This is a genomic window from Kitasatospora sp. NPDC088264 (genome assembly GCF_040685715.1).
Classification (GTDB): Bacteria; Actinomycetota; Actinomycetes; order Streptomycetales; family Streptomycetaceae; genus Kitasatospora.
The window spans coordinates 171,920-196,903 of the sequence record NZ_JBFBIR010000003.1; the positions used below are offsets into that span (position 1 = coordinate 171,920).

25 protein-coding genes are annotated in these 24,984 nt (G+C 73.1%); 20 read left to right on the plus strand and 5 right to left on the minus strand.

Features of this window, described 5'->3' with window-relative positions; translation table 11 throughout:
* Positions 1–31: 31 nt before the first annotated feature.
* The 4 genes from AB0O82_RS04435 to glmM all read left to right on the plus strand — a co-directional run bounded on the left by AB0O82_RS04435 (position 32) and on the right by glmM (position 4,453).
* Entirely contained in the window at positions 32–1,690 is a 1,659-nt protein-coding gene (locus AB0O82_RS04435) for an ATP-binding cassette domain-containing protein (protein WP_350877126.1), read from the plus strand.
* Positions 1,691–1,924: 234 nt separating this feature from the next.
* Positions 1,925–2,368, plus strand: coding sequence for a 50S ribosomal protein L13 (gene rplM / locus AB0O82_RS04440; protein WP_030055846.1), 444 nt, complete (start codon positions 1,925–1,927; stop codon positions 2,366–2,368).
* Positions 2,369–2,413: 45 nt separating this feature from the next.
* Positions 2,414–2,923, plus strand: coding sequence for a 30S ribosomal protein S9 (gene rpsI, locus AB0O82_RS04445; RefSeq protein ID WP_363580124.1), 510 nt, complete (start codon positions 2,414–2,416; stop codon positions 2,921–2,923).
* Positions 2,924–3,088: 165 nt separating this feature from the next.
* Positions 3,089–4,453 (plus strand): phosphoglucosamine mutase, encoded by a 1,365-nt coding sequence (glmM, locus tag AB0O82_RS04450; protein ID WP_363580126.1) that lies wholly within the window; start codon positions 3,089–3,091, stop codon positions 4,451–4,453.
* Between the two features lie 61 nt (positions 4,454–4,514).
* Here glmM and coaA read toward each other — a convergent pair whose 3' ends face one another.
* On the minus strand, positions 4,515–5,510 hold the full coding sequence (gene coaA / locus AB0O82_RS04455) for a type I pantothenate kinase (RefSeq protein ID WP_063348983.1): 996 nt from the start codon (positions 5,508–5,510) through the stop codon (positions 4,515–4,517).
* 99 nt (positions 5,511–5,609) lie between these two features.
* Between coaA and glmS the strand changes: the two genes are divergently transcribed.
* Positions 5,610–7,466, plus strand: a complete 1,857-nt coding sequence (glmS, locus tag AB0O82_RS04460; RefSeq protein ID WP_363580128.1) for a glutamine--fructose-6-phosphate transaminase (isomerizing) — start codon at positions 5,610–5,612, stop codon at positions 7,464–7,466.
* A 33-nt stretch (positions 7,467–7,499) separates the two neighbouring features.
* Here the strand turns inward: glmS and AB0O82_RS04465 are convergent, their stop codons facing one another.
* Positions 7,500–8,057, minus strand: coding sequence for a Uma2 family endonuclease (locus AB0O82_RS04465; RefSeq protein ID WP_363580130.1), 558 nt, complete (start codon positions 8,055–8,057; stop codon positions 7,500–7,502).
* A 171-nt stretch (positions 8,058–8,228) separates the two neighbouring features.
* Here AB0O82_RS04465 and AB0O82_RS04470 point away from each other — a divergent pair, with 171 nt between their 5' ends.
* The 5 genes from AB0O82_RS04470 to AB0O82_RS04490 all read left to right on the plus strand — a co-directional run bounded on the left by AB0O82_RS04470 (position 8,229) and on the right by AB0O82_RS04490 (position 13,246).
* The gene (locus AB0O82_RS04470) at positions 8,229–9,704 is read left to right on the plus strand and encodes an NAD(P)H-hydrate dehydratase (protein WP_363580132.1); all 1,476 of its coding nucleotides are present in this window, start codon (positions 8,229–8,231) and stop codon (positions 9,702–9,704) included.
* A gap of 246 nt (positions 9,705–9,950) precedes the next feature.
* Entirely contained in the window at positions 9,951–11,150 is a 1,200-nt protein-coding gene (gene alr, locus AB0O82_RS04475) for an alanine racemase (protein ID WP_363580134.1), read from the plus strand.
* The gene (locus tag AB0O82_RS04480) at positions 11,147–12,340 is read left to right on the plus strand and encodes an alpha/beta hydrolase (RefSeq protein ID WP_363580136.1); all 1,194 of its coding nucleotides are present in this window, start codon (positions 11,147–11,149) and stop codon (positions 12,338–12,340) included. The genes alr and AB0O82_RS04480 overlap by 4 nt, the downstream gene beginning before the upstream one ends.
* A 96-nt stretch (positions 12,341–12,436) precedes the next feature.
* A complete protein-coding gene (gene tsaE / locus AB0O82_RS04485) occupies positions 12,437–12,934 on the plus strand; it encodes a tRNA (adenosine(37)-N6)-threonylcarbamoyltransferase complex ATPase subunit type 1 TsaE (RefSeq protein ID WP_363580138.1) in 498 nt (165 codons plus the stop codon).
* 117 nt (positions 12,935–13,051) lie between these two features.
* On the plus strand, positions 13,052–13,246 hold the full coding sequence (locus tag AB0O82_RS04490; protein ID WP_063348989.1) for a hypothetical protein: 195 nt from the start codon (positions 13,052–13,054) through the stop codon (positions 13,244–13,246).
* A gap of 16 nt (positions 13,247–13,262) precedes the next feature.
* Here the strand turns inward: AB0O82_RS04490 and AB0O82_RS04495 are convergent, their stop codons facing one another.
* Positions 13,263–13,832 (minus strand): hypothetical protein, encoded by a 570-nt coding sequence (locus AB0O82_RS04495; protein WP_363580295.1) that lies wholly within the window; start codon positions 13,830–13,832, stop codon positions 13,263–13,265.
* Between the two features lie 153 nt (positions 13,833–13,985).
* Here AB0O82_RS04495 and tsaB point away from each other — a divergent pair, with 153 nt between their 5' ends.
* The 5 genes from tsaB to AB0O82_RS04520 all read left to right on the plus strand — a co-directional run bounded on the left by tsaB (position 13,986) and on the right by AB0O82_RS04520 (position 17,514).
* Positions 13,986–14,660 carry a tRNA (adenosine(37)-N6)-threonylcarbamoyltransferase complex dimerization subunit type 1 TsaB gene (tsaB, locus tag AB0O82_RS04500; protein ID WP_350877147.1) on the plus strand — a complete coding sequence of 225 codons (675 nt, stop codon included), beginning with the start codon at positions 13,986–13,988 and terminating at the stop codon, positions 14,658–14,660.
* A 23-nt stretch (positions 14,661–14,683) separates the two neighbouring features.
* The gene (gene rimI, locus AB0O82_RS04505) at positions 14,684–15,163 is read left to right on the plus strand and encodes a ribosomal protein S18-alanine N-acetyltransferase (RefSeq protein WP_363580297.1); all 480 of its coding nucleotides are present in this window, start codon (positions 14,684–14,686) and stop codon (positions 15,161–15,163) included.
* Complete coding sequence (tsaD, locus tag AB0O82_RS04510; protein WP_363580140.1) at positions 15,156–16,262, plus strand: tRNA (adenosine(37)-N6)-threonylcarbamoyltransferase complex transferase subunit TsaD; 1,107 nt, start codon at positions 15,156–15,158, stop codon at positions 16,260–16,262. Before rimI ends, tsaD begins: the two co-directional genes overlap by 8 nt.
* On the plus strand, positions 16,259–16,519 hold the full coding sequence (locus tag AB0O82_RS04515; protein WP_363580142.1) for a hypothetical protein: 261 nt from the start codon (positions 16,259–16,261) through the stop codon (positions 16,517–16,519). Before tsaD ends, AB0O82_RS04515 begins: the two co-directional genes overlap by 4 nt.
* Positions 16,520–16,599: 80 nt before the next feature.
* On the plus strand, positions 16,600–17,514 hold the full coding sequence (locus tag AB0O82_RS04520; RefSeq protein ID WP_363580144.1) for a polysaccharide deacetylase family protein: 915 nt from the start codon (positions 16,600–16,602) through the stop codon (positions 17,512–17,514).
* Between the two features lie 25 nt (positions 17,515–17,539).
* Here AB0O82_RS04520 and AB0O82_RS04525 read toward each other — a convergent pair whose 3' ends face one another.
* Entirely contained in the window at positions 17,540–18,706 is a 1,167-nt protein-coding gene (locus AB0O82_RS04525; protein ID WP_363580146.1) for a class I SAM-dependent methyltransferase, read from the minus strand.
* A 317-nt stretch (positions 18,707–19,023) separates the two neighbouring features.
* Between AB0O82_RS04525 and groES the strand changes: the two genes are divergently transcribed.
* From groES to AB0O82_RS04540, 3 genes are all read left to right on the plus strand, one after another.
* On the plus strand, positions 19,024–19,329 hold the full coding sequence (gene groES, locus AB0O82_RS04530) for a co-chaperone GroES (protein ID WP_014136232.1): 306 nt from the start codon (positions 19,024–19,026) through the stop codon (positions 19,327–19,329).
* Between the two features lie 116 nt (positions 19,330–19,445).
* Entirely contained in the window at positions 19,446–21,071 is a 1,626-nt protein-coding gene (gene groL / locus AB0O82_RS04535; RefSeq protein ID WP_063348995.1) for a chaperonin GroEL, read from the plus strand.
* A gap of 131 nt (positions 21,072–21,202) precedes the next feature.
* Complete coding sequence (locus AB0O82_RS04540) at positions 21,203–22,198, plus strand: LysR family transcriptional regulator (RefSeq protein WP_363580148.1); 996 nt, start codon at positions 21,203–21,205, stop codon at positions 22,196–22,198.
* Between the two features lie 89 nt (positions 22,199–22,287).
* Here AB0O82_RS04540 and AB0O82_RS04545 read toward each other — a convergent pair whose 3' ends face one another.
* Positions 22,288–22,614 carry a WhiB family transcriptional regulator gene (locus AB0O82_RS04545; protein WP_063348997.1) on the minus strand — a complete coding sequence of 109 codons (327 nt, stop codon included), beginning with the start codon at positions 22,612–22,614 and terminating at the stop codon, positions 22,288–22,290.
* A 560-nt stretch (positions 22,615–23,174) separates the two neighbouring features.
* On the opposite strand from AB0O82_RS04545, the gene AB0O82_RS04550 reads away from it, so the two are divergent.
* Together AB0O82_RS04550 and shbA are read left to right on the plus strand one after the other, a co-directional pair.
* Entirely contained in the window at positions 23,175–23,786 is a 612-nt protein-coding gene (locus AB0O82_RS04550) for a response regulator transcription factor (RefSeq protein WP_014136228.1), read from the plus strand.
* A gap of 338 nt (positions 23,787–24,124) precedes the next feature.
* Entirely contained in the window at positions 24,125–24,841 is a 717-nt protein-coding gene (gene shbA, locus AB0O82_RS04555; protein WP_079135824.1) for an RNA polymerase sigma factor ShbA, read from the plus strand.
* Positions 24,842–24,984 lie beyond the last annotated feature (143 nt).

Below are 24,984 nucleotides of genomic sequence, written 5' to 3' on the forward strand. Positions count from 1 at the left end.
CCGGGCGCGTCGGCTTGGGACAATCGTCCGCATGGGACACGTCGAGATTTCGCACCTTGAGTACTACCTGCCGGACGGGCGGGTGCTGTTCGACGACGCGTCCTTCCGGGTCGGCGAGGGCGCCGCGGTCGCCCTGGTCGGCGCCAACGGGGCCGGCAAGACCACCCTGCTGCGGATGATCGCGGGGGACCTCCAGCCGCACGGCGGCACGGTGACGATCAGCGGCGGGCTCGGCGTGATGCGCCAGTTCGTCGGCACCACCGGCCGCGAGGACGAGCGGGCCACCCCGGGCGCGCTGGCGCCGGACGCCTCGGTCCGCGACCTGCTGGTGTCCGTCGCCCCCGAGCGGATCGCCGTCGCCGCCCGCGCGGTGGACGCCGCCGAGCTGGCGATGATCGCCCAGGACGACGAGAAGACCCAGATGGCCTACGCCCAGGCGCTCTCCGACTGGGCCGACGTCGGCGGCTACGACTACGAGACCGACTGGGACGTCTGCACCATGGCGGCCCTCGGAATGCCCTTCGACAAGGCCCAGTGGCGCGGCCTGAACACCCTCTCGGGCGGTGAGCAGAAGCGGCTCGTCCTGGAGGCGCTGCTGCGCGGCCCCGAAGAGGTGCTGCTGCTCGACGAGCCCGACAACTACCTGGACGTCCCGGGCAAGCGCTGGCTGGAGGAGGCCCTCAAGGCCACCTCGAAGACCGTCCTGTTCATCTCGCACGACCGCGAGCTGCTCTCCGAGGCCGCCGACAAGATCATCGCCGTCGAGTCCGGCGCGGCCGGGAGCAGCGTCTGGGTGCACGGCGGCGGGTTCGACAGCTTCCACGAGGCCCGCAAGGACCGCTTCGCGCGCTTCGAGGAGCTGGGCCGGCGCTGGGACGAGGAACACGCCAAGCTCAAGAAGCTGGTCGTCACCCTGCGCCAGGCGGCCTCCGTCAGCCACGCGCTCGCCACCCGCTACGCCGCCGCCCAGACCCGGCTGAAGAAGTTCGAGGAGGCCGGCCGCCCGGAGGAGCCCCCGCGCGAGCAGAGCATCACCATGCGGCTCAAGGGCGGGCGTACCGGCGTGCGCTCCTTCACCGTGGAGCAGCTGGAGCTCACCGGTCTGATGAAGCCCTTCGACCTGGAGGTGTTCTACGGCGAGCGGGTCGCCGTGCTCGGCTCCAACGGCTCCGGCAAGTCGCACTTCCTGCGGCTGCTGGCGGGTGACGAGAGCGTCGCGCACACCGGCACCTGGAAGCTCGGCGCCCGGGTCGTCCCCGGCCACTTCCGGCAGACCCACGCCCACCCGGAGCTGTTCGGCCGGACGGTGCGCTCGATCGTCGAGGAGGAGCACGCGCTCAGCCGCAGCGCCGCGATGGGCGCGCTGCGCCGCTACGAGCTGGACCGGCAGGAGGAGCAGAAGTTCGAGTCGCTGTCCGGTGGGCAGCAGGCCCGGCTGATGATCCTCAAGCTCGAACTCTCCGGCGTGACGGCCCTGTTGCTCGACGAGCCGACCGACAACCTGGACCTGGACAGTGCCGAGGCGTTGCAGGCCGGGCTGGAGGCCTTCGACGGCACCGTGCTGTGCGTCACCCACGACCGCTGGTTCGCCAAGACCTTCGACCGCTACCTGGTGTTCGGCGCCGACGGCCGGGTCTACGAGTCGCCCGAGCCGGTCTGGGACGTCAGCCGGGTGGAGCGCGAACGCTGAGTGACGGCGGGGGTGGGGGAAGCCGATTTTTGACCCCCACCCGCGCGCCCGGTAACCTGGACGCTTGATGTGCGTATTGGCTCGCTCTATCTCACGTGAGAGGTCGGTACGCCGGAGACATCAGGTTCGACGACCAGCGGTCCCCCTTGAATTGCGTCCAAGGTTGGCCAGGCTGCTCTTCCGTCCCGGGTGCTCCTGTCAGGACTCACTCACTGAAAAGCGAAGGCTACGACCGTGCGTACGTACAGCCCCAAGCCCGGCGACGTCCAGCGTCAGTGGCACGTCATCGACGCGACCGACGTCGTGCTCGGCCGTCTGGCTTCCCAGGCCGCCAACCTCCTCCGGGGTAAGCACAAGGCGATCTACGCGCCGCACGTTGACACTGGTGACTTCGTCATCATCATCAACGCCGACAAGGTGCACCTGTCCGGTAACAAGAAGACCCAGAAGCTGGCCTACCGCCACTCTGGCTTCCCGGGCGGTCTGCGGTCGGTGCGCTACGACGACCTGCTGGCGAACAACCCGGAGAAGGCCGTCGAGAAGGCCATCAAGGGCATGATCCCCAAGAACAGCCTGGGCCGCCAGATGCTCTCGAAGCTGAAGGTCTACTCGGGCGACCAGCACCCGCACGCTGCCCAGCAGCCGGTGCCGTTCGAGATCACCCAGGTCGCGCAGTAATTCGGCCACCAAGCCCCCCAACACTGAAAAGAGCTGAGGAACACCGTGGCCGAGACCACTGAAACCCTTGAGGTCGACTTCGACGAGGCCGTTGAGGCCGTCGAGGGCGAGTACACCTCCGAGGAGAGCTACACCTCCGAGTCGCTGGCCGGCCGCTTCGGCGAGGCCATCCCGGGCGCCGGCCTCGGCCGTCGCAAGGAGGCGATCGCCCGCGTGCGCATCGTCCCCGGCACCGGCCAGTGGAAGATCAACGGTCGCACCCTGGAGAACTACTTCCCCAACAAGGTGCACCAGCAGACCGTGAACGAGCCCTTCAAGCTCCTCGAGCTTGACGGCCGTTACGACGTCGTCGCCCGCATCACCGGTGGCGGCGTCTCCGGCCAGGCCTACGCGCTGCGCCTCGGCGTGGCCCGTGCCCTGAACGAGGCCGACGTGGACAACAACCGCGGCGCGCTGAAGAAGGCCGGCTTCCTGACCCGTGACGCCCGCGCCGTCGAGCGCAAGAAGGCCGGTCTCAAGAAGGCCCGCAAGGCGCCGCAGTACAGCAAGCGCTAATCGCGTCCCTGGGGGTGCGGTCCGCCCTGGCGGCGCACCCCCTGGTTGCGCGAACCGTCGCCCCGGAGTACCACGTGTACTCCGGGGCGACGTGTTCCCCGGCTATCGTGCGGCGGCCGGGTGCCATCGGTTGGGTTCCGAGCAGTGGTGATGGAGGACGGGACAGTGGGACGACTCTTCGGTACGGACGGCGTGCGCGGGGTGGCCAACGAGGGCCTGACGGCCGAGCTCGCGCTCGGGCTGTCGGTCGCGGCGGCCCATGTGCTCGGCGAGGCCGGCGCCTTCGAGGGCCACCGGCCGGTCGCGGTGGTCGGCCGGGACCCGCGAGCCTCGGGCGAGTTCCTGGAGGCCGCTGTCATCGCCGGCCTGGCGAGCGCCGGTGTCGACGTGCTCCGGGTCGGCGTGCTGCCGACCCCGGCCGTGGCCTATCTCACCGGCGCGCTCGGCGCCGACTTCGGCGTGATGCTCTCCGCCAGCCACAACGCGATGCCCGACAACGGCATCAAGTTCCTCGCCCGCGGCGGCCACAAGCTGGACGACCGCATCGAGGACGCGATCGAGGCCCACTACCGCACGCACACGCTCGGCAGCGAGGACTGGAACCGCCCGACCGGCGCCGCCGTCGGCCGGGTGCGCGAGTACACCGAGGGCTTCGACAAGTACGTCGCCCACCTGATCGGCGTGCTGCCCAACCGCCTCGACGGCATCAAGGTCGTCATCGACGGCGCCCACGGCGCCGCCGCCTACGTCGCCCCCGAGGCCTTCGCCCGGGCCGGCGCCGAGGTCGTCCACACCCTGGGGGCGGAGCCCACCGGCCTCAACATCAACGACGGCGTCGGCTCCACCCACCTGGACCGGCTGCGGGCCGCCATGACGGAGTACCGCGCCGACCTCGGCATCGCCCTCGACGGCGACGCCGACCGCTGCCTGGCCGCCGACGCGGACGGCAACGAGGTGGACGGCGACCAGATCATCGCCATCCTGGCCGTCGCCATGAAGGACGCCGGCACCCTGCGCCGCAACACCGCGGTGGCCACCGTGATGTCCAACCTCGGCTTCAAGCTGGCGATGGAGCGCGAGGGCGTCGACCTGGTGGAGACCGCCGTCGGCGACCGCTACGTGCTGGAGGCGATGAAGGAGCACGGCTTCGCGCTGGGCGGCGAGCAGTCCGGCCACGTCATCCTGCTCGACCACGCCACCACCGGCGACGGCACCCTGACCGGCCTCATGCTGGGCGCCCGGCTGGCCGCCACCAAGCAGCCGCTGGCCGACCTGGCCGCCGTGATGACCCGTCTGCCGCAGCAGCTGATCAACGTCAAGGGCGTCGACAAGAGCCGGGTCCACACCAGCGTCGAGCTGGCCGCCGCGGTCGCCGAGGCCGAGGCCGAACTGGGCTCCACCGGCCGGGTGCTGCTGCGCTCGTCCGGCACCGAGCCGCTGGTCCGGGTCATGGTCGAGGCCGCCGACCCGGTGCAGGCCGAGTCCGTCGCGCAGCGGCTGGCCGAGGCCGTGCGGACGCACCTGGGCTGAGCGAGCCCGGCATGACGGAAGGGGCACCGCCGCCGGCGGGGCCCCTTCCGTCGCATCGGTGTCAGAGCTTGCGCAGCAGCGCCCGGCGGACCTTGTGGTCCGCCCCCTTCTGGAGGATCAGGGTGGCCCGGCCGCGGGTCGGCAGCACGTTCTCCAGCAGGTTCGGCTTGTTGATGGTGCGCCAGACCTGCCGGCCGTACTCCATCGCCTCCTCCTCCGGCACCTCGGTGAAGCGGCGGAAGTAGGAGTTCGGGTCCTGGAAGGCGGTCTGCCGGAGCTTGCGGAAGCGGTCCAGGTACCAGTGCTCGATGTCGTCGGTGCGGGCGTCGACGTAGATCGAGAAGTCGAAGTAGTCGGCCACCGCCAGACGGGTGCGCCCGTCGCTGCCGGGCAGGGCCGGCTGGAGCACGTTCAGGCCCTCGACGATCAGGATGTCCGGGCGCTCCACGGTGAGCCGCTCGCCCTGCACGATGTCGTACACCAGGTGCGAGTACACCGGCGCGGTGACGCGCTCCTTGCCCGCCTTCACGTCCGCGACGAAGCGCATCAGCGCCCGGCGGTCGTACGACTCCGGGAAGCCCTTGCGGGCCATCAGGCCGCGGCGGCGCAGCTCGGCGTTGGGCAGGAGGAAGCCGTCCGTGGTCACCAGCTCGACCCGCGGGTGCTCGGGCCAGCGGGCGAGCAGGGCCTGGAGCAGGCGGGCCGTCGTCGACTTGCCGACCGCGACCGAGCCGGCCACCCCGATGATGAACGGGGTGCGGGTGCGTTCGGTGTCCGGCGTGTCCAGGAAGGTGCCCAGCGTGCCGCGCAGCTCGTGCGTGGCGTGGATGTACAGGTTCAGCAGCCGGGACAGCGGCAGGTAGACGTCGCGGACCTCGTCCAGGTCGAGGGCGGTACCGAGGCCGCGTAGCCGTTCCACCTCCTCGGCGGTCAGCGGCAGCGGCGTACGCTCGCGCAGTGCGCTCCACTCGGCCCGACTGAGGTCCACGTAGGGGGACGGCGACGGGCCGGGCGTGGCGGCGCCCCGCGTACAGAGTTCGGTCAGCACATGCTCCATTGTGAGCCGTGGCGGCGTTCACCGTGGTTGTGGTGTCGGTCACGCACTGTTCGCGGGAATCGGGAAAAGGGCCCCAGAACCGCCCTTATGCTGGCACGCATGTGCGGAATTGTTGGATACGTGGGCGCGCAGTCCGCCCTCGACGTAGTAATCGCAGGCCTGCAGCGACTGGAGTACCGGGGCTACGACTCGGCCGGTGTCGCGGTGCAGGCGCAGGACTCCGACGGGCAGTGGAGTCTGGTCACCGACAAGCGGGCCGGCAAGCTCGCCAACCTGGAGAAGTCGCTCGCCGAGACCCCTCTGCCCGGCGGCACCACCGGCATCGGCCACACCCGCTGGGCCACCCACGGCGGCCCGACGGACGCCAACGCCCACCCTCACCTGGACGACCACCTCCGGGTGGCCGTGGTGCACAACGGCATCATCGAGAACTTCGCCCAGTTGCGGGCCGAGATCGCCGAGCGCGGCCACACCCTCCGCTCCGAGACCGACACCGAGGTCGTCGCGCACCTGCTCGGCGAGGCCTACGACGGCGACCTCGCGGAGGCCATGCGAGTGGTCTGCCGCCGCCTCGACGGCGCCTTCACCCTCGTCGCCGTGCACGCCGACGCGCCGGACGTGGTGGTCGGCGCCCGCCGCAACTCGCCGCTGGTGGTCGGGCGTGGCGAGGGCGAGAACTTCCTCGCCTCCGACGTCGCCGCGTTCATCGCGCACACCCGCGAGGCCGTCGAGCTGGGTCAGGACCAGGTCGTCGAGCTGCGCCGGGACGGCGTCACGGTGACCAACTTCGACGGCACCCCGGCCGACGTGCGCGAGTACCACGTCGACTGGGACGCCTCGGCCGCCGAGAAGGGCGGCTACGACTACTTCATGCTCAAGGAGATCGCCGAGCAGCCGAAGGCCGTCGCCGACACCCTCCTCGGCCGGATCGGCACCGACGGCCGGCTCATCCTCGACGAGCTGCGCATCTCCGACGCGGACCTGCGCTCGGTCGACAAGGTCGTCATCGTCGCCTGCGGCACCGCCTTCCACGCCGGCATGATCGCCAAGTACGCGATCGAGCACTGGACCCGCATCCCCTGCGAGGTCGAGGTCGCCTCCGAGTTCCGCTACCGCGACCCGATCATGGGCCCGGGCACGCTGGTCATCGCCATCTCCCAGTCCGGCGAGACCATGGACACCCTGATGGCCCTGCGGCACGCCCGGGAGCAGGGCGCCAAGGTGCTGGCGATCTGCAACACCAACGGCTCCACCATCCCGCGCGAGTCGGACGCGGTGCTGTACACCCACGCCGGCCCCGAGGTCGCCGTCGCCTCCACCAAGGCGTTCCTGACCCAGCTGGTCGCCTGCTACCTGGTCGCCCTCTACCTGGGCCAGGTGCGCGGCACCAAGTGGGGCGACGAGATCTTCGCCGTCATCAAGGAGCTCGGCGACGCGCCCAAGCAGGTCGAGCAGGTCCTGGAGACCATGGAGCCGGTGCGCGAGCTGGCCCGCTCGCTCGCCGACGCGCGCTCGGTGCTGTTCCTCGGCCGTCACGTCGGCTTCCCGGTGGCCCTGGAGGGCGCGCTCAAGCTCAAGGAGCTGGCGTACATGCACGCCGAGGGCTTCGCGGCGGGCGAGCTCAAGCACGGCCCGATCGCGCTGATCGAGGAGGGCCTGCCGGTCGTCGTGGTCGTCCCCTCGCCGCGCGGGCGGTCGATCCTGCACGACAAGATCGTCTCCAACATCCAGGAGATCCGGGCCCGTGGCGCCCGCACCATCGTGATCGCGGAGGAGGGCGACGAGGCGGTCGTCCCGTACGCGGACCACCTGATCCGCATCCCGGTCACCCCGACCCTGCTCCAGCCGCTGGTCTCCACCGTGCCGCTCCAGGTCTTCGCGTGCGAGCTGGCGACGGCCAAGGGCCACGAGGTCGACCAGCCTCGCAACCTGGCCAAGTCGGTCACCGTCGAGTAGTAGCGCTCACGGCGTCCCTGCGGTGGCTGTGCCCTACCGCAGGGACGCCGTGTCGAGCGTGAAGGAGAAGGGGGCGGGCAGGTCGATCGGCTTGCCGAACTCGACCTGCGTGCGGGTGATGTAGTCCTCGCCCTCGGGTTTGGTGAACAGCGTGACCATGCCCTCGCTGCGGTCGATCAGCAGGTAGCACGGGATGCCGGCGGCGGCGTAGCCGCGGCGCTTGGGTTCGCGGTCCTTGTGCGGGTTGGTCGAGGTGATCTCGAAGACCAGCAGGACTCCCGTGGCGGAGGCCCAGGAGTCGGCGTGCTCGAAATGGCCGACCGGGCTCAGGGTTCCGTCGGGGATGAACCGACCCTTGGGTGTGATCAGTCCCTTGTTGCCGGAGATGTCCAGCTCGATCTCGACCTTGCGCATGAACTGCCGGTTGAGTAGCGAGAACGCGGTTTCGTGGGCCCCGTCCGGTGGTGGCGTCACGACGATTTCCCCTTCGACGAGCTCTGCCTTGTAGCCGGGCGGGGTGTCCAACTCCAGGAACGCCTGGACGAGGTCGTCCCGGCCTCGCGGGCCCTCGACAGCTGGCATGGCGACCATGGCCCTTCTCCCTCCTGTGGGTCCGTGCCGAGCCACAAGGTAGGCGCGCGGACCGACACCGGTGGGGGATCGAAGTGGTTGTCACTCGAAAGTGTCCCGCAGCTCGGCCTGCCGTGGGGCGGTGGCGCGGGCTAGCGTCGGCGGTACGTCGACCGCTGAAGGAGCCCTCTCATGCGTCATGCCCATCGGGTGGAAGTCGTCCGGGCCGCCGAGGCCGCGCTGATGGCGCGGCTGCCGGAGGGGACGCTGATGCAGCGGGCGGCCGCCGGGCTGGCGGCGACCTGTGCCCGGCTGCTGGCGGGGCGTCGGGGGCGGGTGTACGGCAGTCGGGTGGTGGTGCTGGTCGGCAGCGGGGACAACGGGGGTGACGCCCTGTACGCCGGGGCGGCGCTGGCCCGGCGGGGCGCGCGGGTGACGGCGGTGCTGCTCGCGCCGGAGCGTGCGCACGCGGGCGGGCTGGCCGCGCTGCGGGCTTCCGGCGGGCGGGTGGTGCTGGATCAGGAAGTCGGCCTGGCCGACTTCTCGCGCGCCGACCTGGTGCTGGACGGCATCGTCGGCATCGGCGGCCGGGGCGGGTTGCGGGCCGGGGCCCGGCCGTACGCGCGGGCCGGGCGGCGCGGGGTCGTGGTGGCCGTGGACCTGCCCAGCGGGGTCGACGCCGACACCGGCGAGGTGCCGGGCGAGGCGCTGCGCGCGGACGTCACGGTCTGCTTCGGCACGTACAAGCCGGGCCTGCTGGTCGACCCGGGCGCCTCCTACGCGGGCGCCGTCCAGCTGGTCGGGATCGGACTGGAGCCGCCCGCGCCGGAGGTGACGGCCCTGCAGCACGCGGACGTGGCGGCGCTGCTGCCGCTGCCGGGCGCCGAGAGCGACAAGTACCGGCGGGGCGTGGTCGGGGTGGCGGCCGGTTCGGCGACGTACCCGGGCGCAGCGCTGCTGGCGGTCGCCGGGGCGCTGCACGGCGGCGCGGGCGCCGTCCGGTACGTCGGCACGGCGGCCGAGGAGGTGGTGCGGCGCTTCCCGGAGGTGCTGGTCACCGAGGGCGGGCCGGCCGGGGCCGGGCGGGTGCAGGCCTGGGTGGTCGGGCCGGGCGGCGGCGAGGGGGCGCGGCAGGCGCTGGCCGAGGCACTGTCGAGCGACGTCCCGGTCCTGGTGGACGCGGACGGGCTGACCGAGCTGGCCCGGCTCGGCCCGGACGCGCTGGCCGGCCGGACGGCCCCCACCCTGCTCACCCCGCACACCGGCGAGGCCGCCCGGCTGCTCGCGGGCGCAGACGGCACCGCGCCGCCGCCCGCCGACTCGCTGGCCGCCGCCCGGCTGGCCACCGCCCGCCGACTGGCGGCCGCCTACCGGGCGACGGTCCTGCTCAAGGGCTCCACCACGGTGATCGCCGACCCGGGCGGCGCCGTCCGGGTCAACCCGACCGGCACGTCCTGGCTGGCCACCGCAGGCAGCGGCGACGTCCTGGCCGGCCTGGCGGGCTCCCTGCTGGCGGCCGGCCTGTCGCCGCTGGACGCCGCGTCGGTGGGCGCCTACCTGCACGGCCTGGCGGGCCGCCACGCGGCGGGCGACCCGGGCGCGCCGGTGACGGCGCCCGCGGTGGCGCAGGCGCTGCCCGCGGTGTGGCGGGCGGTGCGGGAGGCGTAGCCGGGGACGTCGGTCGAGGGCGGGCGGGCGGTGCGGGAGGCGTAGGCCCGGGGCGGGCGGTACGGGAGGCGTAGGCCCGGGGCGGCGGGGCGGGCGGTGCGGAACCGATCGGTCCTCCGTGGGCGTCCGGAACAGGGTGACGAGCGGTGCGCCGCAGGTCGGCGCGGTGCCGGGGGTCCTGGCACCGGCCGCCGCACGGACGGGCCGTTCGGCGAGGACTCCGGGATGTCTGGGAGACTGACCCTGATGACAACTGCGAACACGACCGGCACGGCCACCCTGACCGACGGCGTACGGGCCGAGGCGACCATCGATCTGGCCGCCCTGCGCGGCAACCTCGCCGCGCTGCGCGAGCGCGTCGGCAGCTCGGCGGTGATGCTCGCGGTCAAGGCGGACGCCTACGGCCACGGCGCCGTCGAGTGCGCCCGCGAGGCGGTCGCGAACGGGGTCGGCTGGCTCGGCTGCGCGACGCCCGAGGAGGCGCTGGCACTGCGGGCCGCGGGCATCCGCCCGGAGCAGGCCCGCGTCCTGTGCTGGCTGTGGACGCCGGGCGGGCCGTGGCGGGAGGCGCTGCGCGCGGACATCGACATCTCGGTGAGCGGCCAGTGGGCGCTGGACGAGCTGCTGCCGGCCGTCCGGGAGACCGGCATCCCGGCCCGGGTGCACCTGAAGGCGGACACCGGTCTGGGCCGCAACGGCTGCCAGCCGCACGACTGGCCGCACCTGGTGGCCGCCGCCCGCCGCGCCGAGGCGGAGGGGCTGCTGACCGTGGTCGGCGTCTGGTCGCACTTCGCCGCCGCCGACGAGCCGGGCCACCCGTCGATCCAGGCCCAGCTGGACTCCTTCCACGCGGCGCTGGCCCGGGCCGAGGCCGCCGGGCTGCGCCCGGAGGTGCGGCACCTGGCGAACTCGCCGGCCACCCTGCTGCTCCCGCAGTCGCACTTCGACCTGGTCCGCACCGGCCTGGCCGCGTACGGGCTGTCGCCGGTGCCGGAGGTCGGGTCGCCGGCCGACTTCGGGCTGCGTCCGGTGATGGCGCTGACCGCGCGGCTGGCGCTGGTCAAGCACGTTCCGGGCGGGCACGGGGTCAGCTACGGCCACCACTACGTGACGCCGGGCCCGACCACGCTGGGCCTGGTCCCGGTCGGCTACGGCGACGGCATCCCGCGGCACGCCAGCGGCACCGGCCCGGTGCAGATCGGCGGCAAGTGGCGCACGATCGCCGGCCGGGTCGCGATGGACCAGTTCGTCGTGGACCTCGGCGGGGACACCCCCGCGATCGGCGACGAGGTGCTGCTGTTCGGCAACGGCGAGCAGGGCGAACCGACCGCCGAGGACTGGGGCCGGGCCTGCGGCACCATCTCGTACGAGATCGTGACCCGGATCGGCGCCCGGGTCCCGCGCCGCTACCTGGGCGGCTGCCGCACCGAGGGCCCGGGCGCATGACGGAGGGACCGGCCGAGAGCGGCCCGGTCGCGGCGGTGGCCAAGGCGGCCGGCGCGGCCTCCGGGGTGAGCCGGGCCGGTGTGATCGGGATCTCGGTCGGCGTGCTGGCGGCCGGGGCGGCCGCCGGGGTGGCGATCGAGCGGCTGACCGTCGGCCGGGCGACCCGCCGCCGGGCCCGGGCCGAGCTGGACGCCGAAGCCCCGTACGGCTCGCTGCGCGGGCGCCCGCGGACGGTGGCCGCGCCGGACGGCACCGAGCTGTACGTCGAGCTGGACGGCACCGGCCCCGAGCCGGACGGCGACACCTCCGGCCCCGAGCCGCTGACCGTGGTGTTCTGCCACGGCTACTGCCTCAACCAGGACAGCTGGCACTTCCAGCGGGCCGCGCTGCGCGAGGGACTGCGGCTGGTCTTCTGGGACCAGCGCAGCCACGGCCGCTCCGAGCGCTCCCGCTCCTACCTGGCCGGCGAGCCGGCCAGCATCGACCAGCTGGGCGGCGACCTCAAGGCGGTGATCGACGCCGTCGCGCCGACCGGGCCGCTGGTGCTGGTGGGCCACTCGATGGGCGGCATGACGGTGATGGCGCTGGCCGACCAGCACCCGGAGCTGTTCCGGGAGAGGGTCGCCGGGGTGGCGCTGATCGGCACGCTGGCGGGGGACTGGAACGAGGTCAGCCTCGGGCTGCCGTCGGCCGGCGCGAAGCTGTTCAAGAAGGTCGCGCCCGGGATGATGCGGCTGCTGGGCCGACAGGTCGAGCTGGTGGAGGCGAGCCGGCGGCTGGGCGCGGACGTCGCCGCCGTCTTCTACCGGAGGTTCTCCTTCGGGGGGCGGGACGTCGACCCGGGCGTGGTGCGGTTCGCCGAGCAACTGCTGGACGCCACCCCGATCGACGTGGTCGCCGAGTTCTACCCGGTGTTCGGCACGCACGAGAAGTACGCGGCGCTCGCCGCCCTGAGCGGCCTGCCGACGCTGGTGCTGGCCGGTACGAAGGACCTGCTGACGCCGTCGGCGCACAGCGAGGCGATGGTCGCGCGGCTGCCCGGCGCGGAGCTGGTCCTGGTGGAGGGCGCCGGGCACCTGGTGATGCTGGAGCGCCCGGAGCTGGTCGACCACGAGCTGGTGGCGCTGCTGCGCCGGGCCGCCGACTTCGCCGCCGCCGCGCCGCCCCCGGCGGCCCTGGACGGCTCCTGACCCCTTCCCGGCGCGCGCCGGGCCGGCGATGTGGCACGGTAGCGGTGGCGGCCGGCGGTCGGCACGCCGGTACGGACCGAAGGGCAAGACACGCGCATGGGCTCGCACGCCACTCTCACCGTCCCCACCCCGGAGCGGATGGGCCGGCTCGGCCGGGAGCTGGCCGCGCTGCTGCGGCCGGGGGACCTGGTGCTGCTCTCCGGTGAACTGGGAGCGGGGAAGACCACGCTGACCAGGGGCCTGGGGGAGGGGCTGGGGGTCCGCGGGGCGGTGACCTCGCCGACCTTCGTGATCGCCCGGGTGCACCCGTCGCTGGTCGGCGGCCCGGCGCTGGTGCACGTGGACGCGTACCGGCTCGGCGGGGACCTGGACGAGATGGAGGACCTCGACCTGGACGTCTCGCTGCCGGAGTCGGTGGTCGTGGTCGAGTGGGGCGAGGGCAAGGTCGAGCGGCTGTCCGAGGACCGGCTGGAGGTGCGGATCGAGCGGGCCCTCGGCGACACCGTCGACGAGGACGACCTGGACCCGCGCCGGGTGGTGCTGACCGGCCTCGGTCCGCGCTGGGCGGGCGTCGCGCTGGAGGCGCTCGGCTGAGGCCCGCACCCGGGTGTGCGCCGTTTTGCCGACGGGCTGTCGGGAAGTGTTGCGGGCGGGGTGCCGGGCGTGGTGGGATGGGTGCTGCGGTTAGGTCTGCCTAACTAGGGAGGCGCCATGTCGAGCACCACCCCCGCCCCGAAGCGCGCCGGGCACGGCGCCGGGGCCGGAGAGTCCGCCCGCCGCGTCCAGGGGGCGCCGATGCGGGCGCTGTTGGCCGCCTGTGCGGCCGCCGAGGCGGTGTCCACCCCGCCCGAGCCGGAGCCCCGGCGGGCCGAGGAGCCGGAGACGGGCACGCCCCGCGCGGCCTGACTCACCTGGGCCGAGCTCAGGCGACCACGACCACCTTGGTGCCGTTCGGCGCGAAGTCCCAGAGCAGCTGGCCGTCCGGGCGGCCGCTGCGGATGCCGCCGGTCTTGGCGTTCGGCTCGGCGGTCGGGGTCGCGCCGTCCACGGCGGCGCTGAAGCCGAACACCACGCCGTTCTGCTGCGCGAAGCGCACCACGTGCTCGATCTGCTTGCCGTCCGTCCCGGTGGTCGTCGGGGTGCGGCTGTAGACCGAGTAGCTGCCCGGAGCCGGCTCGACCGAGCCCGGGGTGACCGGGAAGCCGGGTGTGACCTGCGGGTTCTTCTTCGGGTCGACCAGCCAGACGTAGTGGCTGCTGATCGAGTAGACCACCCTGGTGCCGCTGCCCGAGATGGTCGGCAGCGGTGGGGCCGTCGGGGTGGCCGAGGCGCTCGGCGTCGGGGAGGCGGCCGGCCCGCCGGACGTCGTGGTGCTGGCGGTCGGCTTGGCGCCGGCCGCCCGGTCCTGAGCACCGTTGGCCTGGAAGGCCAGCAGGCTCACCACCGCCAGGGCCCCCAGGGTCAGCCCCGTGACCACCACACCAGGACCCATCTTCGCCACGTGCCGCTCCCGCCGCCGTCCCTTTACGTACCGCCCCATCGTGCCAGGTCCGTCCAGCCGGGGCGCGGCGCCCCGGATGTGTGTTCCCGGGCGGCACGCCCGGTCGATCAGCCGGTCGGACCAACGTCGGTCTAACCTTGACCCGTGCTGCTGCTCGCGTTCGACACCGCTACCCCCGCCGTCACCGCCGCCGTCCACGACGGCACGGCCGTCCTCGCCGAGACCCACCAGGTCGACGCCCGGCGCCACGGCGAACTGCTCCTGCCCGCGATCGACCAGGTCCTGCGGGCGGCCGGCGTCGACAAGCACCGGCTCACCGGCATCGCGGTGGGAGTCGGCCCGGGCCCGTACACCGGCCTGCGGGTCGGCCTGGTGACCGCCGCCGCGCTCGGCCACGCCCTCGGGCTGCCGGTGCACGGCGTCTGCACCCTGGACGCGATCGCCCACCAGGCCCGCGCCGAGGGCCTGGCCGGGCAGCCGTTCACGGTGGCCACCGACGCGCGCCGCAAGGAGGTCTACTGGGCCTCCTACGACGCCGACGGCCACCGCACCGAGGGCCCCGGCGTGGACCGCCCCGCCGAGCTGGCCCCGCGCCCGCGGTCGGTCGGCGCCGGCGCGCTGCTCTACCCCGAGACCTTCCCCGGCGCGCACGGCCCCGAGCACGTGTCGGCCGGCGCCCTGGCGGGCTTCGCCGCCGCCGAGCTGGCGGCCGGCCGCGAGCTGCTGCCGAACGTCCCGCTGTACCTGCGCCGCCCGGACGCCCAGGTGCCGGCCGCCTTCAAGAACGTTCTAGGGGGCAAGGCGGTGCTCCCGGCGTGAAACACGGCACCACCCTGCGCCCGATGCGCTGGTGGGACATCGCGCCGGTGATGGAGCTGGAGCTGCGACTCTTCCCCGAGGACGCCTGGTCCACCGGGATGTACTGGTCCGAGCTGGCCGAGACCCACCCCGGCGGCACCCGCCACTACACCGTCGCCACCAACGCGGACGGCGCCGTCGTCGGCTACGCCGGGCTGATGGCGATCGCCGGCGAGGGCGACGTCCAGACCATCGCCGTCGACCAGCGCCACCAGGGCGCCGGCCTCGGCGCGGCGCTGCTCACCGACCTGATCCGGGAGGCCGCCCGCCGCGGCTGCGCCGAACTGCTGCTGGAGGTGCGGGTGGACAACCCGCGCGCCCAGCAGCTGTACGAGCGCTTCGGCTTCCAACCGGTGGGCATCCGGCGCGGCTACTACCAGCCCGCCAACGTCGACGCGCTGGTGATGCGCCTCGACCACCCCAGCACTGACCCGAAGGACCTTAAGGACACCCGCCATGGCTGACGAACCGCTCGTCCTCGGCATCGAGACCTCCTGCGACGAGACCGGCGTCGGCATCGTGCGCGGCACCACGCTGCTGGCCGACGCGGTCGCCTCCAGCGTCAACGACCACGCCCGCTTCGGCGGCGTCGTCCCGGAGATCGCCAGCCGCGCCCACCTGGAGGCGATGGTCCCGACCATCCAGCGCGCCCTGGACACCGCCGGCGTCAAGGCGAGCGACCTGGACGGCATCGCGGTCACCGCAGGCCCCGGCCTGGCCGGGGCGCTGCTGGTCGGTGTCAGCGCTGCCAAGGCGTACGCCTGGGCGCTGGACAAGCCGCTGTACGGGGTCAACCACCTCGCCTCGCACATCTGCGTCGACCAGCTGGAGCACGGCCGGCTGCCGTCGCCGACGATGGCGCTGCTGGTCTCCGGCGGGCACTCCTCGCTGCTGCTCAGCGAGGACATCACCAGCGACGTCCGCCCGCTCGGCGCGACCATCGACGACGCGGCCGGCGAGGCCTTCGACAAGGTCGCCCGGGTGCTCGGCCTGGGCTTCCCGGGCGGCCCGGTGGTCGACCGCACCGCCCGCGAGGGCGACCCCAAGGCGATCGCCTTCCCGCGCGGCCTGAGCGGCCGCAACGACCCCGCGTACGACTTCTCCTTCTCCGGCCTGAAGACCGCCGTCGCCCGCTGGGTGGAGGCCAAGCGCCGGGCCGGCGAGGAGGTGCCGATCGCCGACGTGGCGGCGTCCTTCCAGGAGGCCGTCACCGACGTACTCACCCGCAAGGCCGTCAAGGCGTGCCGGGACAACGGCGTCGACCACCTGATGATCGGCGGCGGGGTGGCCGCCAACTCGCGGCTGCGCGAGATGGCCCAGCAGCGCTGCGACCGGGCCGGCATCCGGCTGCGGGTGCCCCGGCCGGGCCTGTGCACCGACAACGGCGCGATGGTGGCCGCGCTGGGCTCCGAGATGGTGTGGCGCGACCGCACGCCGTCCGCGCTCGACCTGTCCGCCGACTCCTCGCTGCCGGTGACCGAGGCGCACGTGCCAGCCGCGGACGTCCGGCACGGCGACGTCCACGGCCAGGCGTACCAGGCCCTCACCGGTGGCGCCAAGTGACCGTCGCCGCGATGTGGGAGGCCCGCGCCGCCGCCGGCCGTGGGGCCGAACTCGCCTCCTGGGTACGGGAGGTGGTGCTGCCGTCGGTGCGCGGCTCGGCCGGGCTGGTCCGCACCGAGCTGCTCGGCGCGCCCGGCGAACGCGTGCTGCTGATCACCTGGTGGACCGGCGAGCCGGTGCCGGTCGCCGACCCGCCGGCCGACCTGCTCGGCCGCCCGGTGCACCGCTGGTCCTTCACCAGCGAGCACGTCGAATAGGCCCCGTCCGGGAACCGCCGCCCCGACCGCTACCGTGCATAGCTGAGAAGAAGCTGGACGGGAACCGGGAGCGCGCTGCGGTGAACAGGGACGGTCGGAGCAGGACCAGGACGTACGCGGTGGGGGCGCTGGCCCTGCTGGCCCTGGCCACCGGATGCGGCGACAACGGGGGCGCCGCCGCCCCGGCGGCGGCCGGCGGCAGCTCGGCGGCCACGCCCCAGCCCACCGGCGGAGGCGCCGTGCCGACCAGCCCGGCCGGCACGCCCACCACCCCGGCCCCGGCCGGCGGGGACCCGGCGGCCTGGGCGAAGTGGAACCTCAAGCCGCTGGCGCCGGCCCCCGCACCGCCCGCGGACAAGCCCATCAAGCTCGAACGGACCGGCCCCGTACCGGTGTTCAGCGAGGTGAAGACGAGCGACAAGGTCGTCTTCATCACCATCGACGACGGCGCCGAGAAGGACCCGAAGTTCGTCGAGATGCTGACCGAGCTCAAGGTGCCGATCTCGATGTTCCTGACCCGGGACATCGTCAAGAACGACTACGGCTACTTCAAGCCGCTCCAGGCGCTCGGCAACCACATCCAGAACCACACCGTGGACCACCCGGTGATGAGCAAGATCCCGGCGGAGAAGCAGAAGTCCGAGATCTGCGACGCGCAGTCCGCGCTCACCCAGCAGTACGGCACCGCCCCGCTGCTGTTCCGCCCGCCGTTCGGGGACGGTGCCAACACCCCCACGCTGAACAACTCGGTCCAGCAGTGCGGCCCGCGCGCGATGGTGCTCTGGCGCGAGTCGATGCAGATCCACGACATGCAGTACCAGGCGGCGGACAAGAAGCTGAAGTCCGGCGACATCATCCTGGCGCACTTCCGCGGCCCGAAGGAGCTCAAGGGCGCCACGATGACCCAGATGTTCGGCGACCTGCTGGCCCGGATCCAGGAGCAGGGCTTCTCGGTGGCCCGGCTGGAGGACTACATCCAGGCGCCCGCCTCGTAGTCCGGGCGCCCGCCGCGCAGCCGCCTCAGGCGGGTCGGCCGAGCATCATCAGCGGCCCGTTGTCGGTGCGGCTGAGGATCACCGTGACGGCGTTCGGCCCGGAGGGCTTGAGCTGGCGGCGCAGCTCCTCCGGGGTGATCGCCATCCCGCGCTTCTTGATCACCACCGTGCCGACCCCGCGCTCGCGCAGCAGCGCCTTCAGCCGCTTGATGTGGAACGGCAGCACGTCGGTGAGCTCGAAGGCGTGCGCGTACGGGGTGGCCACCAGCTGGTCCGAGGTCAGGTAGGCGATCTTCGGGTCGATCAGCCGACCGCCCACCTGCTCGGCCACCTCGGCCACCAGGTGGGCCCGGATCACCGCGCCGTCCGGCTCGTACAGGTAGCGCCCGACCGGGCCGGCCGGCGGGTCGGGCAGGTCGCCGCCGGTGAGGCTGGCGGCCTGCGGCAGCAGGGTGGCGCGGTGCGGGCGGGCGGCCCCGGTGCCGAACCAGAGCACCGCCTCCTTCACGTCGCCGTGGTCGGAGACCCACTCCGCCTCGGCGTCGGCCGGGACGGCCTCGTGCGGGATGCCCGGGGCCACCTTCAGCGCGCCGATCGGGGTCCGGCGGCCGGCCTCGATCGCCCAGGAGAGCGGCGGGGCGTACGCCTCCGGGTCGAACACCCGGCCGCGCGCCGTCCGCCGCGCCGGGTCGGTGAACACCGCGTCGTAGCCGGTGACGTCCACCTCGGCGACGTCCGCGCAGCGCACCTGGACCAGGTCGGCCAGGCCCAGCGCGGCCGCGTTGGCGGCGGTGGCGGCACAGGCCGCCGGGTCCTTGTCGACGGCCAGCACCTCGATCCCGGCCCTGGCCAGCGCCAGCACGTCCCCGCCGATGCCGCAGCACAGGTCGGCCAGCCGGCGGACGCCCAGCTCGGCGAAGCGGCGCGCCCGCCACTCGGCCACGCTGCGCCGGGTGGACTGCTCGACGCCGTTGGGCGTGAAGTACATCAGGTCGGCGTCCGCCCCGAACTTCGCCCGCGCCCGCTGCCGCAGCCGGGCCTGCCCGAAGGCCGCCGACACCAGCTCGGCCGGGTGCTCCCGCCGCAGCCTGGTGGCCAGCGCCAGCTCCTCCTCGGGCGTGAACTCGCGCAGTTCGGCGAGCAGGGCCTGGCCCTCGGGGGCCAGTAGGGGCTGGAGGTTCTCGGTGTCCACGGGGCCATTCTGGCGGGTTGGCGGCCCCACCGGCTCCGACGGCCGGCGCGGTGGGCGGGGTCGCGGTTCGCGGCGGGAGTCCGCCCGGGGCGGGGTGGTCGCACAGGAGTACGGCTCCGCGCCCGCGGTTCGGGATGCCCGGGCGCGCCGTTGGCACTCTGGTTGACTGAGTGCTAACACCGGCCTATGGTCGTCCTTGGCACTCCCCACTGGGGGAGTGCTAACGCGAAGACGTGTGCCTGACCCCCGCGACGGCAGGCCCACAGGTTCGCTCCTACCCGTTAGAAACCCCGTAATCTCCGAAGGGGAGCTCGGACGTGACCACCAGCAGCAAGGTTGCCATCAAGCCGCTTGAGGACCGCATCGTGGTCCAGCCGCTCGACGCCGAGACCACCACGGCCTCCGGCCTGGTTATCCCGGACACCGCCAAGGAGAAGCCCCAGGAGGGCGTCGTCCTGGCCGTCGGCCCGGGCCGCTTCGAGGACGGCCAGCGTCTGCCGCTCGACGTCGCCGTCGGTGACATCGTCCTGTACTCGAAGTACGGCGGCACCGAGGTGAAGTACCAGGGCGAGGAGTACCTGGTTCTTTCCGCCCGCGACGTTCTCGCCATCATCGAGAAGTAAGTCGTTCCGACCCGCCCCGGATCCGTGTCCCAAGTGACAGGGGCCCGGGGCGTGGTTGTTGGTTCACGTAGTCCGGCGGCCGGTGGGCCGGCCGAAGCCCCGAGGGAATAGGGAACATGGCGAAGATCCTGCAGTTCAACGAGGACGCCCGCCGCTCGCTGGAGCGCGGTGTCAACAAGCTGGCCGACACCGTCAAGGTGACCATCGGCCCCAAGGGCCGCAACGTCGTCATCGACAAGAAGTTCGGCGCCCCGACCATCACCAACGACGGTGTCACCATCGCCCGTGAGGTCGAGCTGGATGACCCGTACGAGAACCTTGGCGCGCAGCTCGTCAAGGAGGTCGCCACCAAGACCAACGACGTCGCGGGTGACGGCACCACCACCGCCACCGTGCTGGCCCAGGCCCTGGTCAACGAGGGTCTGCGCAACGTCGCCGCCGGTGCCGGCCCGGCCGCCCTGAAGAAGGGCATCGACAAGGCCGTCGCCGCCGTCTCCGAGCACCTGCTCTCGGTGGCCCGCGAGATCGAGGGCAAGGACGACGTCGCCGCCGTCGCGTCCCTCTCCGCCCAGGACACCCAGGTCGGCGAGCTGATCGCCGAGGCGATCGACAAGGTCGGCAAGGACGGTGTCATCACCGTCGAGGAGTCGAACACCTTCGGCGTGGAGCTGGACTTCACCGAGGGCATGCAGTTCGACAAGGGCTACCTGTCGCCGTACTTCGTCACCGACGCGGAGCGGCAGGAGGCGGTCCTGGAGGACCCGTACATCCTGATCAACCAGGGCAAGATCTCCTCCATCCAGGAGCTGCTGCCGCTGCTGGAGAAGATCCTCCAGGGCGGTGCCTCCCGGCCGCTGCTGATCATCGCCGAGGACGTCGACGGCGAGGCGCTGTCCACCCTCGTGGTGAACAAGATCCGCGGCACCTTCAACGCGGTCGCCGTCAAGGCCCCGGGCTTCGGCGACCGCCGCAAGGCGATCCTCGGCGACCTGGCCACCCTGACCGGCGGCACGGTCATCTCCGAGGAGGTCGGCCTCAAGCTCGACCAGGTCGGCGTGGACGTGCTGGGCACCGCCCGCCGCGTGACCATCACCAAGGACGAGACCACCGTCGTCGACGGTGCCGGTGACACCGAGGCCGTGGCCGGCCGCGTCGCCCAGATCAAGGGTGAGATCGCCGCCACCGACTCCGACTGGGACCGCGAGAAGCTGCAGGAGCGCCTGGCCAAGCTGGCCGGCGGCGTCTGCGTCATCAAGGTCGGCGCCGCCACCGAGGTGGAGCTGAAGGAGCGCAAGCACCGCCTGGAGGACGCCATCTCGGCGACCCGTGCCGCGGTCGAGGAGGGCATCGTCGCCGGTGGCGGCGCCTCCCTGGTGCACGCCGCCAAGGTGCTGGACGGCGGCCTGGGCCTGTCGGGTGACGAGGCGACCGGTGTCGCGGTGGTCCGCAAGGCGCTGCACGAGCCGCTGCGCTGGATCGCCCAGAACGCCGGCCTGGAGGGCTACGTCATCACCTCCAAGGTCGCCGAGCTGGAGATCGGCCAGGGCTACAACGCGGCCACCGGCGAGTACGGCGACCTGGTGAAGGCCGGCGTCATCGACCCGGTCAAGGTCACCCGCTCCGCCCTGGAGAACGCGGCCTCGATCGCCTCCCTGCTGCTCACCACCGAGACCCTCGTGGTGGAGAAGAAGGAAGAGGAGGCCGAGGCGGGCCACGGCCACGGTCACGGCCACTCGCACTGACGCCTGACGGTCGACCGGAGGCCCGGTCCGCGCCCCTCGGGGTGCGGCCGGGCCTCCGGCGTGTTTGGCGTTTGAGGCTTCAATCATCAGCAGAATTTTGCCATTGGCAAAGATTGCCTTATAACTGAGGCATGATCGAGGCCCGTCACCTGCGCGTTCTGCGTGCCGTCGCCCGCACCGGCTCCTTCTCCGCCGCCGCCCGCGAGCTGGGCTGTACGCAGCCCGCCATCAGCCAGCAGATGAAGGCCCTGGAGAAGTCGGTGGACACCCCGCTGGTGGTCCGCTCCGGCCGGGGCATGCAGCTCAGCGAGGCGGGGCGGGTGTTGCTCAAGCACGCCACCGGGATCCTGGCCGGGCTCTCCGCGGCCGAGGAGGAGATCGCCGCGATCGCCGGGCTGCGGGCCGGGCGGGTGCGGCTGGTCTCCTTCCCGACCGCGAGCTCCACCCTGGTGCCGCCCGCGGTCGCCCGGCTGCGGGACAGCCATCCGGGGGTGCGCGTGTCGCTGGTCGAGGCGGAGCCGCCGGAGTCGCTGGCGATGCTGCGCGGCGGCGAGTGCGAGATCGCGCTGGCCTTCCGCTACCCGCAGTCCGACGGCGGCGCCGCGCTGCCGGCGCCCGCGCACGGGACGCCGCGCGAGGCGCGGGCCGAGGCCAACCTGGAGGCGCAGCAGCTGAGCGCCGGCTCCGACTGGTCCGATCTGGTGGTCACCCCGCTGCTGGACGACCCGCTGGTGGGCCTGCTGCCCGCCGCGCACCGGCTGGCGGGGCGCGGCAGGCCGGTGGAGCTGGCCGAGCTGGCGGGGGAGCAGTGGATCGCGGGCTGCCCGCAGTGCCGGGGGCACCTGGTGGAGCTGTGCGCGGGGGCGGGCTTCGAGCCCCGGATCGACTTCGCGACCGACGACTATCCGGCAGTGGTCGGCCTGGTGGCGGCCGGGCTGGGGGTGGCGGTGCTGCCCCGGCTGGCGCTGGAGTCGGTGCGCCCGGACGGGGTGTCGACGGTGCCGGTGCGGACGGCCGCGGGGGCGCCGGCGGTGCGGCAGGTGGTCGCGCTGACCCTGCCGGATCTGGCCGAGGTGCCGGCCGTGGCGCTGATGCTGGAGCGGCTGGCGGGGTCGGCCGGGCGCTGACCTCTGGGGCCTGAGCGTTCTGGACTGGGCTTGAACAGCCCGGGACGCCGAGAGGAAACGTTTCTTCACGGCGCGCCGTGGAGGCGGGGCTAGCGCCGGGCGATCGCCGGCGGGGTCAGCGGGACCTCCACCAGCCGGTGCCGCGAACGCCCCAGCATCTCCTCGCGCTCGTCCTCGGTCATCCCACCCCAGACGCCGTACGGCTCGCGGACCGCCAGCGCGTGCGCCGCGCACTCGGTGATCACCGGGCAGCGCATGCAGACCTCCTTGGCACTGGCCTCGCGCGAACTCCGCGCGGCCCCGCGTTCGCCCTCGGGGTGGAAGAAGAGCGAACTGTCCACGCCACGGCAGGCTGCGGAGAGCTGCCAGTCCCAGAGGTCCGCGTTGGGACCTGGGAGGCGGGAGAAATCTGCCATGGCTCATTCCCTTCAGAGGCTCGTCGGCCGTGGGCCGGCGCTCAGCGGGCTGCTGCTGGGCGGCACGGCGGGCGTCGATGCACTGGTGTGGACACCTGGAAATATGACTTACGGCAACTCCATGGACAAGTCACCCACAGAGTGGCACAACAGTCAATGACCATACGAAAGCTATAAAAACGGGCAAAGTGGGCAAGGGGTTCGGCGGGCGCGGGCGTGGCATTCGGGTGGCCGACGGGCGCGCGACACTCCGCACCGGTGTGCGGGTCGTGCGCCCACCGCGCGCGAGCTGGGGAAAAGTGCGGCGTGTGCACCGCGATGCGGCTGATCGGTAATGGGTTGGCCACGTACAGTGGTGGAGATGGCCCCGAAGGCCGTAACTCATTCGAGTGACGGTCGTTGGAAGTGCGGAGGCGGTTAGCGGGCGCCGGACGTCGGGAACGATCGCGCGGAATTTGAGGCGATCAGCACGGACTCTGTCGCCGATCGGCCGTGTCGGAGAGGTTCGTACCAGCCAGGAGGCTCAACGTGACGCGGATCAGCTGCGGAGGACGACGGTCATGACTTCCGTTCTCGTTTGCGACGATTCCCCGCTCGCCCGCGAGGCGCTTCGCCGCGCGGTCGCGACCGTACCCGGTGTGGACCGGGTCACCACCGCGACGAACGGGGAGGAGGTCCTCCGCCGCTGGGTGGCCGACCGCTCCGATCTCGTTCTGATGGACGTCCGGATGCCCGGCCTCGGCGGGGTCGAGACGGTCCGGCGGCTGCTGTCCGCCGATCCGGGCGCGCGGATCATCATGCTCACCGTCGCCGAGGACCTCGACGGGGTCGCGCTCGCGGTGGCCGCGGGCGCCCGCGGGTACCTGCACAAGGACGCCTCGCGCGCCGAGCTGCGGGCCACCGTCACCCAGGCCCTCGCCGACCCGACCTGGCGGCTCGCCCCGCGCCGGCTGCGCAGCCCCGACATGGGCGCGGCGCCCACGTTGACGGCGCGTGAGATCCAGGTGCTGGAGGGCATGAGCCACGGCCGCAGCAACGCCGAGATCGGCCGCGAGCTGTTCCTGTCCGAGGACACCGTCAAGACCCACGCCCGACGGCTGTTCAAGAAGCTCGGGGCCTCCGACCGCGCGCACGCGGTGGCGCTGGGTTTCCGCTGGGGCCTGGTCCGCTGACCGCCGGTGGCGCCGCCGGCTGCGGCGCGCCGCCGGCGGTTCCCGGGACGGACGCCGTCCGGGCGTGTGACGTTACGGTCCCGAGGTTGCACCATGGAGGAGTGGAGCACCTCGGGGACCAGCGGACAGGCACTGCGGCGAACCACACGGCCGCGGGACATGCGGCGGACGGCGCGAAGGACGGGACCACCGACGGCGGCGGGGCGGGAGGCGGCACGGTGCAGGAGGGGCCGGTGGTGCGCGGCGGCACGCCGTACGGCGCCGCAGCGCATAACGTTCCGGTGCACAACTCCGGACGCGGTGCCGCGTTTTCCCGCTCGACCAGGCACCATGGACCGATGCGTGACGACGTCGCCGGTGCGGCCGGCCAGGCGGACCCGGTGGAGGCCGAGCCCTCCGGCCCGGGTGGCGATCCGTCGTACGCCGACCCCGGCGGCCCCGGCGCGGTGCCCGGCCCCGGTCGACCGCCGGTGCTCGGCGCGGGCGGCTCCCCGCTGGTGGGCGAGCTCGTCGCGGCCGCCGTCCGCGGTGAGGGCCCGGCCATCGACGCCCTGCTCGCCTACGTCCATCCGCTGGCGCTGCGCTACTGCCGCGGCCGGCTGGTCCGGCTGCCCGGCGGCGCCCGGCACCACGTGGACGACGTCGCGCAGGAGGTCTGCGTCGCGGTGCTGTGCGCGCTGCCCCGGTACAAGGACCAGGGGCGGCCGTTCGAGGCCTTCGTCTACGGCATCGCCGCGCACAAGATCGCCGATCTGCAGCGGGCCGCGATGCGCGGGCCCGGCTCGACGGTCGTTCCGCAGGACGACCTGCCGGAGGTGCCGGACGAGGCGCTCGGCCCGGAGGAGCAGGCGCTGCTGAGCAGCGACGCGGCCTGGGCCAAGGAACTGCTCTCCAACCTGCCGGCCCGTCAGCGCGAACTGGTGCTGCTGCGGGTGGCCGCCGGGCTGTCGGCGGAGGAGACCGGCGAGGTGCTGGGGATGTCCCCGGGCGCCGTCCGGGTGGCGCAGCACCGGGCGCTCAGCCGGCTGCGGGCGCTGGCGGAGGAGTCCTCCTGAAGCCCTGACCGGCCGGAATGAGCCACGGGGGGCCGGTGTTGTCAAGGGCACACGAGGACACATTCGCGGTGCCAGTACCATGGGGTATCGGCGCCTGGGCGGGTTGCCAAAGTTTCGCGGGTGCGCGCGGGGTTCCCCTGGAG

Excerpts from the sequence above, each read along its gene's own strand:
- AB0O82_RS04435 (WP_350877126.1), top strand. The coding sequence starts at position 32 with ATGGGACACGTCGAGATTTCGCACCTTGAGTACTACCTGCCGGACGGG.
- coaA (WP_063348983.1), bottom strand. The coding sequence starts at position 5,510 with ATGGAGCATGTGCTGACCGAACTCTGTACGCGGGGCGCCGCCACGCCC.
- glmS (WP_363580128.1), top strand. The coding sequence starts at position 5,610 with ATGTGCGGAATTGTTGGATACGTGGGCGCGCAGTCCGCCCTCGACGTA.
- AB0O82_RS04465 (WP_363580130.1), bottom strand. The coding sequence starts at position 8,057 with ATGGTCGCCATGCCAGCTGTCGAGGGCCCGCGAGGCCGGGACGACCTC.
- AB0O82_RS04470 (WP_363580132.1), top strand. The coding sequence starts at position 8,229 with ATGCGTCATGCCCATCGGGTGGAAGTCGTCCGGGCCGCCGAGGCCGCG.
- alr (WP_363580134.1), top strand. The coding sequence starts at position 9,951 with ATGACAACTGCGAACACGACCGGCACGGCCACCCTGACCGACGGCGTA.
- AB0O82_RS04480 (WP_363580136.1), top strand. The coding sequence starts at position 11,147 with ATGACGGAGGGACCGGCCGAGAGCGGCCCGGTCGCGGCGGTGGCCAAG.
- tsaE (WP_363580138.1), top strand. The coding sequence starts at position 12,437 with ATGGGCTCGCACGCCACTCTCACCGTCCCCACCCCGGAGCGGATGGGC.
- AB0O82_RS04490 (WP_063348989.1), top strand. The coding sequence starts at position 13,052 with ATGTCGAGCACCACCCCCGCCCCGAAGCGCGCCGGGCACGGCGCCGGG.
- AB0O82_RS04495 (WP_363580295.1), bottom strand. The coding sequence starts at position 13,832 with ATGGGTCCTGGTGTGGTGGTCACGGGGCTGACCCTGGGGGCCCTGGCG.
- rimI (WP_363580297.1), top strand. The coding sequence starts at position 14,684 with ATGCGCTGGTGGGACATCGCGCCGGTGATGGAGCTGGAGCTGCGACTC.
- tsaD (WP_363580140.1), top strand. The coding sequence starts at position 15,156 with ATGGCTGACGAACCGCTCGTCCTCGGCATCGAGACCTCCTGCGACGAG.
- groL (WP_063348995.1), top strand. The coding sequence starts at position 19,446 with ATGGCGAAGATCCTGCAGTTCAACGAGGACGCCCGCCGCTCGCTGGAG.
- AB0O82_RS04540 (WP_363580148.1), top strand. The coding sequence starts at position 21,203 with ATGATCGAGGCCCGTCACCTGCGCGTTCTGCGTGCCGTCGCCCGCACC.
- AB0O82_RS04545 (WP_063348997.1), bottom strand. The coding sequence starts at position 22,614 with ATGGCAGATTTCTCCCGCCTCCCAGGTCCCAACGCGGACCTCTGGGAC.
- AB0O82_RS04550 (WP_014136228.1), top strand. The coding sequence starts at position 23,175 with ATGACTTCCGTTCTCGTTTGCGACGATTCCCCGCTCGCCCGCGAGGCG.
- shbA (WP_079135824.1), top strand. The coding sequence starts at position 24,125 with ATGCGTGACGACGTCGCCGGTGCGGCCGGCCAGGCGGACCCGGTGGAG.